The organism is Clostridium sp. CM039 (assembly GCF_055081075.1).
The window spans coordinates 3,522,702-3,538,073 of record NZ_CM143649.1; the positions used below are offsets into that span (position 1 = coordinate 3,522,702).

The 15,372-nt window shown below is 33.5% G+C and carries 10 protein-coding genes; 8 read left to right on the forward strand and 2 right to left on the reverse strand.

All coding sequences use genetic code 11. The features are described from left to right. Window positions 1-237: 237 nt before the first annotated feature. Window positions 238-687, reverse strand: a complete 450-nt coding sequence (locus tag ACWJJ2_RS16545; RefSeq protein ID WP_462953559.1) for a hypothetical protein — start codon at window positions 685-687, stop codon at window positions 238-240. 365 nt (window positions 688-1,052) lie between these two features. Then, window positions 1,053-2,432 carry a radical SAM protein gene (locus ACWJJ2_RS16550; RefSeq protein ID WP_462953560.1) on the reverse strand — a complete coding sequence of 460 codons (1,380 nt, stop codon included), beginning with the start codon at window positions 2,430-2,432 and terminating at the stop codon, window positions 1,053-1,055. 356 nt (window positions 2,433-2,788) lie between these two features. Here ACWJJ2_RS16550 and uvrB point away from each other — a divergent pair, with 356 nt between their 5' ends. From uvrB to hisC, 8 genes are all read left to right on the forward strand, one after another. After that, window positions 2,789-4,774 carry an excinuclease ABC subunit UvrB gene (uvrB, locus tag ACWJJ2_RS16555; RefSeq protein ID WP_462953561.1) on the forward strand — a complete coding sequence of 662 codons (1,986 nt, stop codon included), beginning with the start codon at window positions 2,789-2,791 and terminating at the stop codon, window positions 4,772-4,774. A 25-nt stretch (window positions 4,775-4,799) separates the two neighbouring features. Continuing rightward, complete coding sequence (gene uvrA / locus ACWJJ2_RS16560; RefSeq protein WP_462953562.1) at window positions 4,800-7,622, forward strand: excinuclease ABC subunit UvrA; 2,823 nt, start codon at window positions 4,800-4,802, stop codon at window positions 7,620-7,622. 224 nt (window positions 7,623-7,846) lie between these two features. Next, window positions 7,847-8,275: an FHA domain-containing protein gene (locus tag ACWJJ2_RS16565; RefSeq protein WP_462953563.1), complete on the forward strand. Its 429-nt coding sequence runs from the start codon at window positions 7,847-7,849 to the stop codon at window positions 8,273-8,275. Between the two features lie 26 nt (window positions 8,276-8,301). After that, entirely contained in the window at window positions 8,302-9,546 is a 1,245-nt protein-coding gene (locus ACWJJ2_RS16570) for an FtsW/RodA/SpoVE family cell cycle protein (RefSeq protein ID WP_216302639.1), read from the forward strand. Further along, window positions 9,539-10,972, forward strand: a complete 1,434-nt coding sequence (locus ACWJJ2_RS16575) for a peptidoglycan D,D-transpeptidase FtsI family protein (RefSeq protein WP_462953564.1) — start codon at window positions 9,539-9,541, stop codon at window positions 10,970-10,972. Before ACWJJ2_RS16570 ends, ACWJJ2_RS16575 begins: the two co-directional genes overlap by 8 nt. A gap of 153 nt (window positions 10,973-11,125) precedes the next feature. Then, window positions 11,126-12,991: an excinuclease ABC subunit UvrC gene (gene uvrC, locus ACWJJ2_RS16580; protein WP_462953565.1), complete on the forward strand. Its 1,866-nt coding sequence runs from the start codon at window positions 11,126-11,128 to the stop codon at window positions 12,989-12,991. Window positions 12,992-13,179: 188 nt separating this feature from the next. Next, the gene (gene murB, locus ACWJJ2_RS16585) at window positions 13,180-14,115 is read left to right on the forward strand and encodes a UDP-N-acetylmuramate dehydrogenase (RefSeq protein WP_216302642.1); all 936 of its coding nucleotides are present in this window, start codon (window positions 13,180-13,182) and stop codon (window positions 14,113-14,115) included. A 23-nt stretch (window positions 14,116-14,138) separates the two neighbouring features. Continuing rightward, window positions 14,139-15,224 carry a histidinol-phosphate transaminase gene (gene hisC / locus ACWJJ2_RS16590; protein ID WP_462953566.1) on the forward strand — a complete coding sequence of 362 codons (1,086 nt, stop codon included), beginning with the start codon at window positions 14,139-14,141 and terminating at the stop codon, window positions 15,222-15,224. The last annotated feature ends 148 nt before the right edge of the window (window positions 15,225-15,372 follow it).

Sequence of the window (15,372 nt, forward strand, 5' to 3'; positions counted from 1 at the left end):
GAAGTGATTCCAAATAAGAGAAGCAGAAACATTGAAATTTCATTTAGAAATTCTTCTTTTCCAATGTAAAATTCTCGTGAGTCTGACAGGAAGTCAGGCTAGCGAACCTGAAGCAGGATGCCGAATGTGAGCGCCAGGGAATTTTATATTCGAAAAGATTAGAATTCCTTAATGGAATTTCACGTTTCAACCTCTTATTTGGAGTCACGCAGGAGAAAGTTCATATTGAGTGGATTTTTAAAGTAAACTATGTAACACCCTAGTGTGGTATAGATGTAATTGCTTCAGTACAATTTTATCGGCTTGATCCTGAGTTATAGTTCCGTTGCTTACAAGGGATGTTAAAGGATTTATATGAGTTATCTTGTTACTATCCATATATAGTTTATTTTCTTGAGTAGTAATAGTTTTAGTTTTTTCTGAACATTCAGATCTATTTAGTACAGCTTTAATTTTATTCGCATCAGTTTGAGTTATAGTATTAGCAGTTACAAGGTTTTCAACATTTGCGCCTAAACCCTGTTTTATTTTAGTGTCTATTTTTTTACATTCATTTGTGAAAGGCGCTTTTTTACCAATATTTAATGGGTTAGAAGTTGCTGCGAAAGTTGTACTCGCAGATGATAAAAGTATTCCAACTGTTAGTGAGCCAGATAGAATTTTGGTTTTTATAGATATAATTTTCATTTTAATATCTCCCTCATTAATTTATTTTTATCGATTCTATCTTTTAATCATAGCAATTGCGAGTGTCAACGAGGTGTCAATATAATGTCTATTTTGTTTGTTTTGTGTATTTTCTATAAATTTTGTATTAACTCATCTCCTGCGGAGCTGAAATGTCGTTAAATTCCTTCACAAGCTAACCCCAACTTACCAGGATTGCTAACAAATATTTTTATGCGTAAAAAAAGTATATAATACTTATAATAAATTAATAAGTAATATATACTTTTTTCTTTTTATTATATAGGAATAGCTTGCGAAAAGTAATGTGGATAACTTTCACGTTTCAAGCTCTTATTTCAAACCACGCAGGAGAAAGTTCATAATTAACCTTTTGATAATTCATCATTTCCTTTTTCATTAAAAGTTTCCTTCCACTCTTTATCGGCGTAAGGTGTGAAAGCATTTGCAACCTTGTCAATATTTTCATGGAATTCTTTATCATTAAGCATAACATCTCCAGCAGCATCAGTTGGTTTAGCGCCAACCTTTTGACATACATCTCTTATTACATTGGTATTATCTATCATCATACATGGCCTTAACATATTTTTGTTATAGGGCTGTCTATGTCTTAATTCTTTAAAGAAAGGATCCCTAAAAGCGTCGATTAATGGTCTTCCCTTTAAATTAACTGTTGAGAAATGTGCAAATATACATGGTTCTGCGTCTTCTTTCGAATTGATATGAAAGAAGTATTTACCGGCTATACATCCCCCTACTAATGGAGCATCATTAAAGAAATCAATTGTAAAATATGGTTTTGTTGTTCTTATTTCATTAGTTCTTCTTCCAAGTCTTATTCTCTGCTCTGGTGTAAGCATCATATCAAACTGTGGATGTGAACTTACCGGCATAAACAAGAAATACCAACTTAATTTAGAACCTTTTTCAATTAGCATATCAGTAAACTTATCAGATAATACATCATCTATGTTAGTTCTTGTAACACATGTTGAAACTCCGAATAAAACTCCTCTTTCTTTAAGCATATCCATAGCATGTATAACTTTTGCGAATGTACCCTTTCCTCTTCTTGATTCTGTATCTTCTTCAAAGCCTTCAATCGAGAGCATTGGGAATACATTTGAACATTTTTGTATCCTATTGGCAATTTCGTCAGTTATAAGAATGCCACTAGTAAACGGGGAGAACATCATGTCATCAAATTTTTCATATATATCGAGCAGATAGTCATTATAGAAAGGTTCACCCCCAAGTATTATTATCCAGTATATTCCCAAATCTCTTGCTTCTTTAATTAATCTCTCTACTTCTATAGGTGGAATATCAGTATCTTTACTATAATTAGATGCATAGCATCCAACGCAGTGCAAAGGACATCTCATAGATGGACTGATTAGCAAAACAAATGGTATTTTTGTATCTTCGTCAGTTAAGAATTTGTTGCGTTTTGCACCAGCATACCAATTTGCATTTGCAAAGAAATTAGTAACCAATTTCTTAAGACACTTTGTGTCTGTATTAGTTAATATATTTTGTATATATTCATGTGTTGGTGGGTTACTCTTGTAATAACTATAGACAAAATCTATTTGTTTTAGTTGAGACTCATCTTTTATTAGTTTTTTTATAGTATCAAAAATTTTGTCAACATTTCTTTCTGGGTTCTTTTCTAGATAATTAATTAAAGTCTCCATGATTTTAGATTTTACACCTTTTTCTACAGAATTCATAATACTCACAACAATTCCTCCATTTAAAATATTTTTTTTATGCAGTATATTATTATTTAATGAGAATAACTAATATTAATCGTTAATTTTGGCTAGATGCAAATAGGTGATTATATATATATAGTATCTATATTTATAATTTAGAATAAAATGCAACTAATGAAAATTTTTAACGGTAAATTAGCAAGAAGTATTGTTGAAAGAACTATGAAGGGTGTTAATTATAATCTTTAGATTTTTTTAATTTATAGTAGGTGAATAGTTTTTGTGAATTAGTATAGGATATATTGACATATTAAAAATTTATAGTTAAAATAGAAGTAACGAACAAATGTTCAGAAGAAGGAATACAAGGCGGTGATTTTATGCATGAGTTTAAGTTACATTCAAAGTTTAAACCTACTGGAGATCAACCACGGGCAATTGATAGTCTTGTGCGCGGAATTGAAGAAGGTAAAAAGTTTCAAACTCTTAAAGGAGTAACGGGGTCAGGTAAGACTTTTACCATGGCTAATATTGTTGAGAGAGTTCAAAAACCTACATTGGTGCTTGCTCATAATAAGATCTTAGCAGCACAGCTTTGCTCAGAGTTTAGAGAGTTTTTTCCTGATAATTGTGTTGAGTATTTTGTTTCATATTATGATTATTATCAGCCAGAGGCTTATATTGCACAGACGGATACATTTATAGAAAAAGATTCATCTGTTAACGATGATATTGATAAATTAAGACATTCAGCTACATCGGCATTACTAGAGCGTAACGATGTTATTGTGGTGGCTTCGGTTTCATGTATATATGGACTTGGTAACCCCGAGGAGTATAAAAAACTTACAGTGTCATTAAGGGTTGGCATGGAAAAGGATAGAAATGAAGTAATAAGACAGTTAGTAGATATACAGTATGAAAGAAATGATATTAATTTTATTCGCGGAACCTTTAGAGTGAGAGGTGACACTATAGATATATTCCCTGCTTCATCGTCAAGTGAAGGAATTAGGGTAGAGTTTTTTGGAGATGAGATAGAAAGGATTAGATCATTTGATTCTCTTACAGGAGAAATTATTGGAACCCTAAAACATGTATCTATTTTTCCGGCTTCCCATTTTGCTACATCCAAGGATAAATTGGAACTTGGCATAGCTCAAATAGAGCAGGAGCTTGAGGAGAGGTTAAAGGAGCTTACTTCAGAGGATAAAGCTTTAGAGGCACAAAGACTTAAGCAAAGAACAAACTATGATATTGAAATGATGAGAGAGGTTGGTTACTGTACTGGTATAGAGAACTATTCTAGAATTTTAGATGGCAGGGCTGCTGGAACAGCACCTCAAACATTGATGCATTATTTCCCTAAGGATTTCTTAATGTTTATAGATGAGAGCCATGTAACTCTTCCGCAGGTTAGAGCTATGTTTGGTGGGGATAAATCAAGAAAGACTAATTTAATTGATTATGGATTTAGACTTAAGTCAGCCTATGATAATAGACCGCTAACTTTTCAGGAGTTTGAGGGTACTATGAATGAAACGATTTTTGTAAGTGCAACTCCAAACGTTTATGAAGCAGAACATAGTGAGAATGTGGCAGAACAAGTAATAAGACCTACGGGATTATTGGATCCTGAAATAGTTATAAGGCCTGTTAAGGGGCAAATAGATGATTTATATGCGATCATTCAGGAAACAATAAAAAGAGGCTTTAGAGTTTTAGTTACGACCCTTACAAAAAAAATGTCAGAAGATTTGACTAAATACTTTAAAGAAATGGATATGAAAATTACATATTTACATTCGGATATTGATACCATAGAAAGAATGAAAATTATCCAAGATCTTAGGCTAGGTACTTTTGATGTGCTAGTAGGTATAAATCTTTTGAGAGAAGGATTAGATATTCCAGAAGTAGCTCTTGTTGCAATACTCGATGCAGATAAAGAAGGGTTTTTACGTTCTGAAACCTCATTAATTCAAACAATAGGAAGAGCTGCAAGAAATTCAGAGAGCAAGGTAATAATGTATGCAGACAAAATTACAAAATCTATGAAAAAGGCTATGGACGAAACTACAAGGCGTAGAGGAATTCAGATGGAATATAATGAAGAACATGATATAGTGCCAACCACTATTGTAAAAGATATTAGGGAAGTAATCGGATCTATAACAGTTGCGGAAGATAAAGAGGTATATGAAACCCTTGAAGCTGCAATGGATGCGAATTACGATGAAACTAAAAAGTTAATGGATAAGTATGAAAATGAGATGAAGCAAGTAGCTAAGGATTTACATTTTGAAAGAGCGGCGCAGCTTCGCGATATAATTTATAAACTCAAAAAGCAGATTAAAAATATATAATTGTGTTGTAACAGAGGAGGAAAACATGAGGGATAAAATTTTTATAAAGGGTGCTAAGGTTCACAATTTAAAAAATGTTGATTTGGAGATACCGAGAGATAAATTTGTAGTGTTTACTGGACTGTCAGGGTCTGGTAAATCTTCACTTGCTTTTGATACATTATATGCAGAGGGGCAAAGAAGGTATGTGGAGTCATTATCTGCATATGCAAGGCAATTTTTAGGTAATATGGATAAGCCAGATGTTGAGTACATAGAGGGGTTATCTCCTGCTATTTCTATAGATCAGAAAACTACTAACAGAAATCCACGTTCCACAGTGGGTACTGTAACTGAAATTTATGATTATTTGAGACTTCTTTATGCTAAAGTAGGGACGCCTCATTGTCCTAAATGTGGTAAGGAGATTTCCCAGCAAACTGTAGACCAGATGGTGGATAGAATAATGGATATGCCAGAGAAAACTAAGATTTCAATTTTATCTCCTGTGATAAGGGGAAAAAAAGGTGAACATGTCAAGATAATAGAAAATATTAAAAAAAATGGTTTCGTTCGCGCTAGGATAGATGGTACTACTGTAGAGCTTCTGGAAGAGGAAATAAAACTCGCAAAGACTAAGAAACATAATATAGAGATAGTAATAGACAGAATTTCTGTAAAAGAAGAAGTTCGAGGGAGGCTTTCTGAATCTTTAGAGAGTGCATTAAAATTAGCAGAGGGGACTGCAATTGCTAGCATTTCTGGTGGTGAAGATATTCTTTTTAGTGAGCATTTTGCCTGCATTGATTGCGGCATTAGCCTTGGAGAATTGGCTCCGAGGATGTTTTCGTTTAATTCCCCATATGGTAAATGTGATACTTGCGACGGCCTTGGTACCCTTATGGAAATTGAAGAGGATTTAATAATACCAGATAAAAGTAAGAGTATTAAAGGTGGCGCCATTATGTCTTTTGGGGAAGGTAGTCTTAAGGAGGATTCCTGGACTTTTTCGGTGCTTCGGGCAATAAGTGAAAAATATAAGTTTAGCTTAGATACGCCTATAGAAGACTATGAACCAGAAATTCTTAAAATATTACTGTACGGAACTAATGGAGAAAAAGTTAAGGTGGAGTATGTTAAGGAGTTTAGATCAGGTACTTTTAATCATTCTTATGAAGGAATTATAAACAATTTAAAAAGACGATATTTTGAAACCTCGTCAGATTATATAAAAAGAGAAATTGAACAATATATGGGTGATAATGCATGCCCTAAGTGCAAGGGGGCAAGGTTGAGCTCAGAGGCACTAGCCGTAACTGTTGGGGATAAGAATATAAGCGAGTTTTGTCAAATGTCTATTGTAGATGAAGTTATATTTTTAAAAGATATCAAATTATCAGAGAAAAATAAGATTATATCTAATCAAATTTTTAAGGAAATAAATGATAGACTTAATTTTTTAAGGGATGTAGGACTTGATTATTTGAATTTAGCTAGAGCGGCAGGTACATTGTCTGGTGGAGAAGCGCAGAGAATAAGGCTAGCTACTCAGATAGGATCAAGCCTTATGGGAGTTTTATATATTTTAGATGAGCCTAGTATTGGTCTTCATCAAAGGGATAATGATAAACTTATAAAGACGTTAAAGCATTTAAGAGATATAGGTAATACATTAATTGTGGTGGAACATGATGAAGATACCATGAAGGCAGCAGATTTTATTGTAGATGTTGGGCCAGCAGCTGGCGAACATGGTGGAGAAATTGTGGCTACCGGAACAATTGAGGATATAAAAAACTGTGAGAGGTCAATTACAGGTCAATATTTAAGTGGTAAAAAGAAGATAGATGTTCCGAAGGTGACGAGAGTATCTAATGGAAATAGTATAAAAATACTTAATGCAAGGCAAAATAATCTTAAAAATGTTAGCGCGGACTTTCCGCTAGGTGTATTCACTGCAGTCACTGGTGTTTCAGGTTCTGGAAAGAGTACTTTAGTTAATGAAATTCTATACAAAGGTCTTAATAAAAAGGTGAATAAATCTAAGAAGAATCCTGGACTTCATAAAGATATTTTAGGATATGAGAATATAGATAAAATTATAAATATTGACCAAGGTCCTATAGGGCGTACTCCAAGATCTAATCCAGCTACATATACAGGAGTATTTGATATCATTCGAGATGTTTTCTCAATGAGTCCAGAAGCTAAGATGCGGGGTTATAAGCCAGGTAGATTTAGCTTTAACGTAAAGGGCGGAAGATGTGAGGCTTGCAAGGGTGATGGAATAATTAAAATAGAAATGCAATTTTTATCTGATGTGTATGTGCCTTGTGAGGTTTGCAAAGGGAAAAGGTATAATAGAGAAACTTTAGAGGTTAAGTATAAAGGGAAAAATATTGATGAAATCTTAAATATGACTGTTGAGGAAGCTGTAAAGTTCTTTGAAAATATTCCTAGAATTTCTAGCAAATTTAAAACACTGATGGATGTTGGACTCGGATATGTAAGGCTAGGTCAACCATCAACACAATTGTCTGGTGGCGAGGCTCAAAGAATTAAACTTGCTTCTGAATTATCTAAGAGAAGCACTGGCAAGACCTTTTATATTTTAGATGAGCCTACTACAGGACTTCATATTGATGATGTTAGTAAACTTATCAAAATACTTCAAAGACTTGTAGATTCAGGGAATACAGTAGTCGTAATTGAGCATAATTTAGATGTTATAAAGTGCGCGGACTATGTTATAGACTTAGGTCCGGAGGGTGGAGATAAGGGAGGTAGCATTTTGTGCAGTGGTACTCCAAAAGAAATATCCTTAAATGTGAATTCATATACAGGACAATATCTTAAAAAAATGTTATAATTCATAATAAGCTAGCATACTAATTTAACGATATGTCAGAAGGAACTCCCCAATTTTTATAAGTGAGGGGATAACGATTAATAATTGGTATCCCCTTTAGAGGTCTACAAAGGGGTAAATCTCCTTCTGAAGTCGCCAATTTATCTACTGCTAAAATGTGCAGTTCCGCAGGAGATGATTTAATGCTAGTCTTTGATTATGATTTAAAGAGGAGAAAGTGAGTTATGGCTAATATAAGCTTGTTTTTGAGATATGCAATTATAGCGATTATTTACATTATAATAATATTTGCTTTGAGAATAATGTATAAGGACATAAAAGGTGGTGCAAAGAAGAAACCAGTTATTAAGAAAACTATGGGGCTTGAGGTTATAGAAAGAGGAGAAAATTTTAATTTAAGAATCGGTGCGGTTATTCCTCTAAACGATGTGCTTACCATAGGCAGAAAGGGAGATAATCTTTTAATTTTGGGGGACAAATACGTGTCATCTCAGCATGCAAGAATATATCTTAAAAACACAGATTTTATTTTGCAAGACCTGAGAAGTACTAATGGAACCCTTAAAAACAACAAAAAAGTAACGGACAAGGTAATCATAAAAAAGGGCGATGAAATTAAAATAGGAACTTCAATTTTTAAAGTTATAGGGTAAATTATGAGTGCGAGAGAGGTGATAGTATGGAAAAGATAAAAGAGGAGCGGAAGCTTCTAAGGTATACTTATCTTCTATGCATAGTTTTATTTATTAATATGTTTCTTATTGGTAAAAATGAGTTTGACAAAGGCGCAATAATAATGTGCGCAATAATATGCTTAATGTTTGCGTATTCTCATTTTATAATAAGAAGATTTTTCCCGGATGGTGACAAATATATTTTGCTGTTTTCAAATGTTTTAGCGGTTATAGGTATGGCCATGTTATATAGGTTAGACTCATCTCTTGCACTTAAACAACTTATTTTTTATGCAGTTGGAATTGCCATATTCATCTTAGTTGTAGTGCTTTTTCCTAGCTTATCTAAGTTTGGAAAGTACAAATATTTTTATTTGGTATGCACTATTATACTTATGTCATTGGGAAGTATATTTGGGAAGTCGCTTTATGGAGCTAAAAACTGGATATCTATTGGTGGATTTACTTTTCAACCATCAGAATTTGCTAAATTATCTTTGGTAGCATATTTAGCAGCATCATTACAGAATTATGGAGAAAATCTTAAGGGAAAGTCAGAGCTTATGAAAATTAAGGGCTTAATTGAGCCTGGAATTGTAGTTATGATATCCCTTGGTTTCATGGTAAAGCAAACGGATTTAGGATCAGCACTTTTATTTTTTGCTATTTCAGTAACCATGTTATATATTGCTACTTCAAATTCTAAATATGTTCTAGTATGTTTAGGACTTTTTATTATAGGCGGATTTATAAGCTATAAACTTTTTGGACATGTTCGTGTAAGGGTCATGATCTGGAATGACCCATGGAAATATGGTAGCAATGAAGGCCATCAGGTGGTACAATCTTTAATTTCTATAGCTTCCGGTGGTCTTTTTGGAACGGGTTTTGGGCTTGGGCACCCTGGAATGGTTCCTGTAGTCACTACAGATTTTATTTTTTCCGCTATTGCTGAGGAGATGGGCCTTCTTACTGGCTTTGCTATCCTTATTTTATATTTTTTACTGTTTTATAGATGCATGAGGGTACCTGTTTATAGCAAAGATAAATTTACAAGACTACTTGCGGTGGGTTATAGCACAATGATAGCTGCCCAAGTATTGGTTATAGTAGGAGGGGTAGTTGGAGCTATTCCACTAACAGGTATAACACTACCATTAGTTAGTTCCGGTGGTAGTTCTATGTTAATAACTTTCTTTGCACTAGGTATACTTCAAAAAATTTCGGAGGACGGTCAAAGTTATGAATGATTTTGTGGATAATATAAAAAAAGTCATGTTGGTGTTTTTAATATTTTTTATTGCTTTAATTTCCTACATAACTTATTCATATATGTTTAGGAGCGAAAAGACTTTAGATAGTGCATATAATAGGAGAACTTCGGCTGAGAGAAATAAGGTATTAAGGGGAACAATTTACGATAAAGATATGAAAGCTTTAACAAAAAGTACGAAAACAAGTGAAACTACTCAAAAGCTGGAATATTTAAAGGGTCCAGTGTTTGCACATGCTATAGGGTATATGGATACCGTATATAATCTTGCTGGTCTTGAAAAAAAATACGATAAAGAACTTATGGGGGCTGGAGAGACAGCAATTCCAAAGTTTGTTTTCTTCAGTAAAGATACTGAAGAGAAAGTTGGAAATGGATTAAGAACTACTCTTGATTCAAAGCTTCAAAACAAAGCTTATGAGCTTTTAAAGGATACAGGATGTAAAGGTGCGATAGTGGCGATGAATCCTAAAACTGGAGAAGTTTTAGCTATGGTATCTAATCCGTCTTATGACCCAAATAATTTAGAAAGAGATATGAAAGATTTAAATGCAGATAAAGAAGGTACACCACTACTTAATAGGGCGACATCTGGATTATATCCACCAGGGTCTGTATTTAAAACTATTCCGGCGATAAGCGCTTTAGAAAATATCACTAATGTTTATAATAAGGGATACCAGGATAATGGTAAATTAGTTGTCAATGGAATACAACTGTTGAAAAACTTTGATGACGAGGTTTTAGGAAGTTTAAATTTTAAATCTGCTTATGAACATTCTAGTAATGCGTTTTTTGGGTCTTTAGGTATTGATTTAGGAAATAAAGCACTAAAGGAAACCGCAGAAAAGTTTTATTTTAACAAGAATATCCCATCTGAAGGGTTAACTATAGAGAATAGTAGATTCCCAAGCTATAAAAGCTATGAGAAAGGTAATATCGCTCAAAGTGCTATAGGCCAGGCGGAGGTTTTAGCTACTCCTATGCAAATGGCATTAGTTGTAAGCGCTGTTGCTAATGATGGTATTATGATGCAACCAATGCTTGTTAAAGAAATATTGGATAGCAAAGGTAAATCTTTAAAAAAAATAGAACCGAAGCAACTAGGAGAAGTGATATCAAAGGAAAATGCTAGTACTATGAAGGATTTAATGAGAGGCGTTGTAACTGAAGGTACAGGAACTAATGCAGCTGTGTCAGGCATCGAGGTTAGTGGAAAAACGGGTACTGCAGATCATAAAGCTGATGTTAGTGCACAAAGAGGTGCTCATTCCTGGTTTACTGGATTTGCACCCTATGATAATCCTGAAATTGCCATATCGGTAATTGTAGAAGAGGGTGGAGTTGGTGGTAAAAAAGCTGCCCAAGTAACTAGAGATCTTATTGAAAGTTATTTAAAATAAAGCATAAAAATATATGCATATAATAGTAAAGAAAGTCAGATATTGAAATAATATCTGGCTTTCTTATTAGAAATAAGATAGCTACATGATATATGGAGCAATTTGTAGTATATTGCCCAGGAAATTTAACGACATTTTTAAAGGGGTGCTAATGTGTTTGATTTTGAATATCAACTAAAGATTCTTCCAGATGCACCAGGAGTGTATCTTATGAGTAATCATCTTGGTGAAATAATATATGTGGGTAAGGCTAAAATATTAAAAAATAGAGTAAGGCAATATTTTAAGGGTTCAAAAAATCATTCTGTAAAAGTAAAGGCTATGGTGAAAAATATATCTGAGTTTGAATATATAGTAACGGATTCGGAAATGGAGGCACTTATTTTAGAGTGTAATCTTATTAAAAGATATAGCCCAAGATATAATATTTTGCTTAAGGATGATAAACACTATCCCTTTATAAAGATAACTATAAATGAGGAATTTCCACGGGTTTTTGTAACTAGAAACATTGCAAATGATGGCGGAAAATATTTTGGGCCGTATACAGATTCAGCAGCTGTATATAGCATTATTGAACTTATAAAACAAATATACCCACTTAGGACGTGTAGACGAACTATTAAAGAGGGACTGCCCCCTACTAGGACTTGCTTGAACTATCATATTGGGCTGTGCAAAGGCCCTTGTGCAGGGCTTATTAGTAAAGAAGATTATGGGGAAATCATAAAAGGTACAATGCAGTTACTTGCAGGAAAAGACAGGAATATAAAAGATGAGCTAAAGCGAAAAATGGAAAATGCATCGGAAGATTTAGAATTTGAAAAAGCGGTGGTGTTTCGCGATAAAATCATGGCCATAGATAAAATAAATGAGAAGCAAAAGATTATAATAGGAAATTGCGAGAATGAAGACTTTATTAATCTATATGTTGATGAAAAAGATGTTTGCCTTCAGGTATTTTTTCTTCGAGATGGTAAGATAGTAGGACGTGAACATTTTATTTTAAATGATGAAGCGGACCAGGTAGCACATGAGCTTATAGAAGAATTTATAAAGCGATTTTATGGAGGGGCAGCCTTTATTCCTAAAACAATATATGTGCCGTTCATAAATGAGGGTAAGATTCTAGAGCAGTGGCTCAGCTCCAAAAAAGAATCAAAAGTTATGATTAAGGTTCCTCAAAAGGGAGAAAAGAAAAAGACATTAGAGATGGTAGAAAATAATGCTAAGATAACCCTTGAACAATTTAAATTAAAGGATATGCAGGATAAGGAAATTCACAAAATTGCACTGGAGGAGCTTACAGGCTTATTGGAACTGGATGAAATACCTGAAAGAATTGAATCCTATGATATCTCAAATATAATGGGCGTGGATTCTGTAGGTAGTATGGTGGTTTTTGAAGATGGAAAGCCTAAAAGTAGTGATTATAGAAGGTTTAAAATAAAATCAGTTATAGGAGCTAACGATTATGATAGTATGCGAGAAATACTAGAGAGAAGGTTTAATCGTGGACTAGATGAAGTGGAAAAAATAAAAGAAAGAAATTTAGAATTAAGTAAAGGAAAGTTCTGTATATTTCCTGATTTAATTCTTATGGATGGTGGAAAAGGGCAGGTCAATGTGGCCCTTGAGGTTTTGAATAGTCTTAATATTAATATACCTGTATGTGGAATGGTTAAGGATGACAAGCACAAAACTAGAGGGTTAATATATAATAATGTAGAGCGAGTTATGAGAGGCAATTCTCAAAGCATGCACTTGATTACTAGAATACAAGATGAAGTCCATAGATTCGCTATTACTTATCACAGAACTTTAAGAGATAAAAGAACTCTGTATTCTATATTAGATAATATACCTAATATAGGGGAAAAGAGAAGACGCGAGCTACTAAAGAAATTTGGTAGCATCGATAAGATAAAAAGTGCAAGTGTTAAGGAACTAATGGAGACTCCATCTATGGACAGTAAGGCCTCGGAATGTGTTTTAGAATATTTTAAAAAGAGTAAATAGAGAATAGTAAAATAATAATCAAATATGTCAGAAAAGTTAATAATTAATAATGATTAGTTAAATTGTTGAAATATCTTAGTAAAAAGGGTAAAATAAAAGCACTATATAATTCCAGAGCATAAAGCATATATTATATGCTTTATGCTCTGGAATTATGTAAATATATTAATATTTTCAAGGAGTAGAATATGAAAAAATATGAGGAACTAATTAAACAAATAGATAAAGTTACTAGGGGATCAAACATAAAGATAGATGAGCCTATGAAAAATCATACTTCTTTTAAAGTAGGGGGACCAGCTGATATTTTAGTGACTCCGGAAGATGTAATGGAAGCTCAGTCAATAATAAAAATTTGTAAAGATAATAATGTGAATTATTATTTAATAGGAAATGGTTCTAATTTACTTGTACGTGATGGTGGAATTCGTGGAGTAGTTATAAAGCTATGTAAGTTTAATAAAATTGAGGTAAAAGGAAATAAAGTAATCGCTCAAAGTGGAGCAAGTTTATATGATGTTACCATGGTGGCACTGGGTGAAGGACTTAAAGGTATGGAATTTGCAAATGGAATTCCAGGTAGCATTGGTGGTGCGGCAGCTATGAATGCAGGAGCATATAATGGTGAAATGTCTATGGTTATGGAGAGTATATTAGCCCTTGATAATAATGGAGAATTATTAACTTTAACAAAAGGCGAAATGGAGCTTTCTTATAGGAGTAGCGCTATTCTAAAACACGGATATACGGTAATAAGTGTTACCCTTAGTCTCCAAGAAGGAGATAAGGAGATTATAAAAGCAAGGATGGACGACCTTGCGAAAAAAAGAAGTGATAAACAACCTTTAGAATACCCATCAGCGGGGAGTACATTTAAAAGACCAGAGGGTCATTATGCAAGTGTTCTTATACAAGATTGCGATTTAAAGGGTACTTGCGTTGGGGATGCTCAAGTGTCTGAGAAACATTCTGGTTTTATTATTAATAAAAAAGATGCTAGTGCTAAGGATATTTTGGATTTGATAAAGCTTGTGCAGCATGTAGTTTATGAGAAATTTGAGGTAAAGCTTACTACTGAAGTAAAGATATGGGGAGAAGACGAACGAGCTTCCAAGGAGGAGTAAGTACAATCATATAGGGGGAAATTATGGAATACATGGTACGTAAAGAAATTTTGGGTTTAAGGAGTTATAAGGCAGGCAAGCCTATAAGTGAAGTTAAGAGAGAATTGGGGCTTGAGGAGGTTGTAAAGCTTGCGTCCAATGAGAATGCATTAGGATGTTCGCCAAAGGTAAAAAAAGCATTAAGAGAATTAGTAGAGGAAACTCATATGTACCCAGATGCATCAAATCACGAATTGAAGGATGTAATAAGCGCAAAACTAGGGGTAAATCCCCAACAGATTGTGTGCAGTACAGGCTCCGATTCATTGATCAGAGTAATTGCAAACACTTTTTTAGAGCCAGGAGATGAATCTATAACGGCGGCGGTTACATTCTCTAGGTATGAGGATTCGACAAAACTTATGGGAGCTACTAGTATCGTAATACCTATGGATAATAATGCAATACATATAGAAAAAATGGTAGATGCAATAACTGAGAAAGCAAGAATCATATGGTTTTGCAACCCTAATAATCCTACAGGAACTATATTTACTAAAGCACAATTTGCGAGAGTAATAAACAAAATACCAGACCATGTATTAATAATTATGGATGAGGCCTACAATGAATATGTAACTTCAGAAGAATTCCCGAATTCTTTAGAATATTTAAATGATTACCCTAATATGATTATTCTAAGAACCTTTTCTAAATATTACGGATTGGCATCTCTAAGATGTGGATATGGAATAGCTAGCGAGGAATTATGCTCATATCTTAATAGAGTTATTGGGCCTTTTGATGTTAATTTATATGCACAAAAAGCAGCAGTGGCAGCACTTAGGGATGAAGAGTTTTTAAAACTAGTATCTGAAACCAATATAGCTGGAAAAAAGTATTTATATAAGCAATTTGAGTTAATGAATCTGCAGTACATAGAAACGAACACTAATTTTCTTATGGTGGATACAAAAATTGATGATAAGGAAGTTTTTGATAAGTTACTTTTAAAAGGTATTATTGTAAGACCAGGACATTTATTAGGTATGCCCCGATGGCTTAGGGTTACAATTGGTACACTAAAACAAAATGAGTTATTTATAAAAGCTTTAAAAGAAATTTTATAAATAGATAACAAATATTTTTATGCGCAAAAAAAAGTATATATTACGTATAATGCATTGAAGTGAATGCACTAATAGTAATATATACTTTTTTTCTTTTTTATGTTTACCTTTCTATAAACGCTCCATGTGTTATAATAAAAAGTGAAAC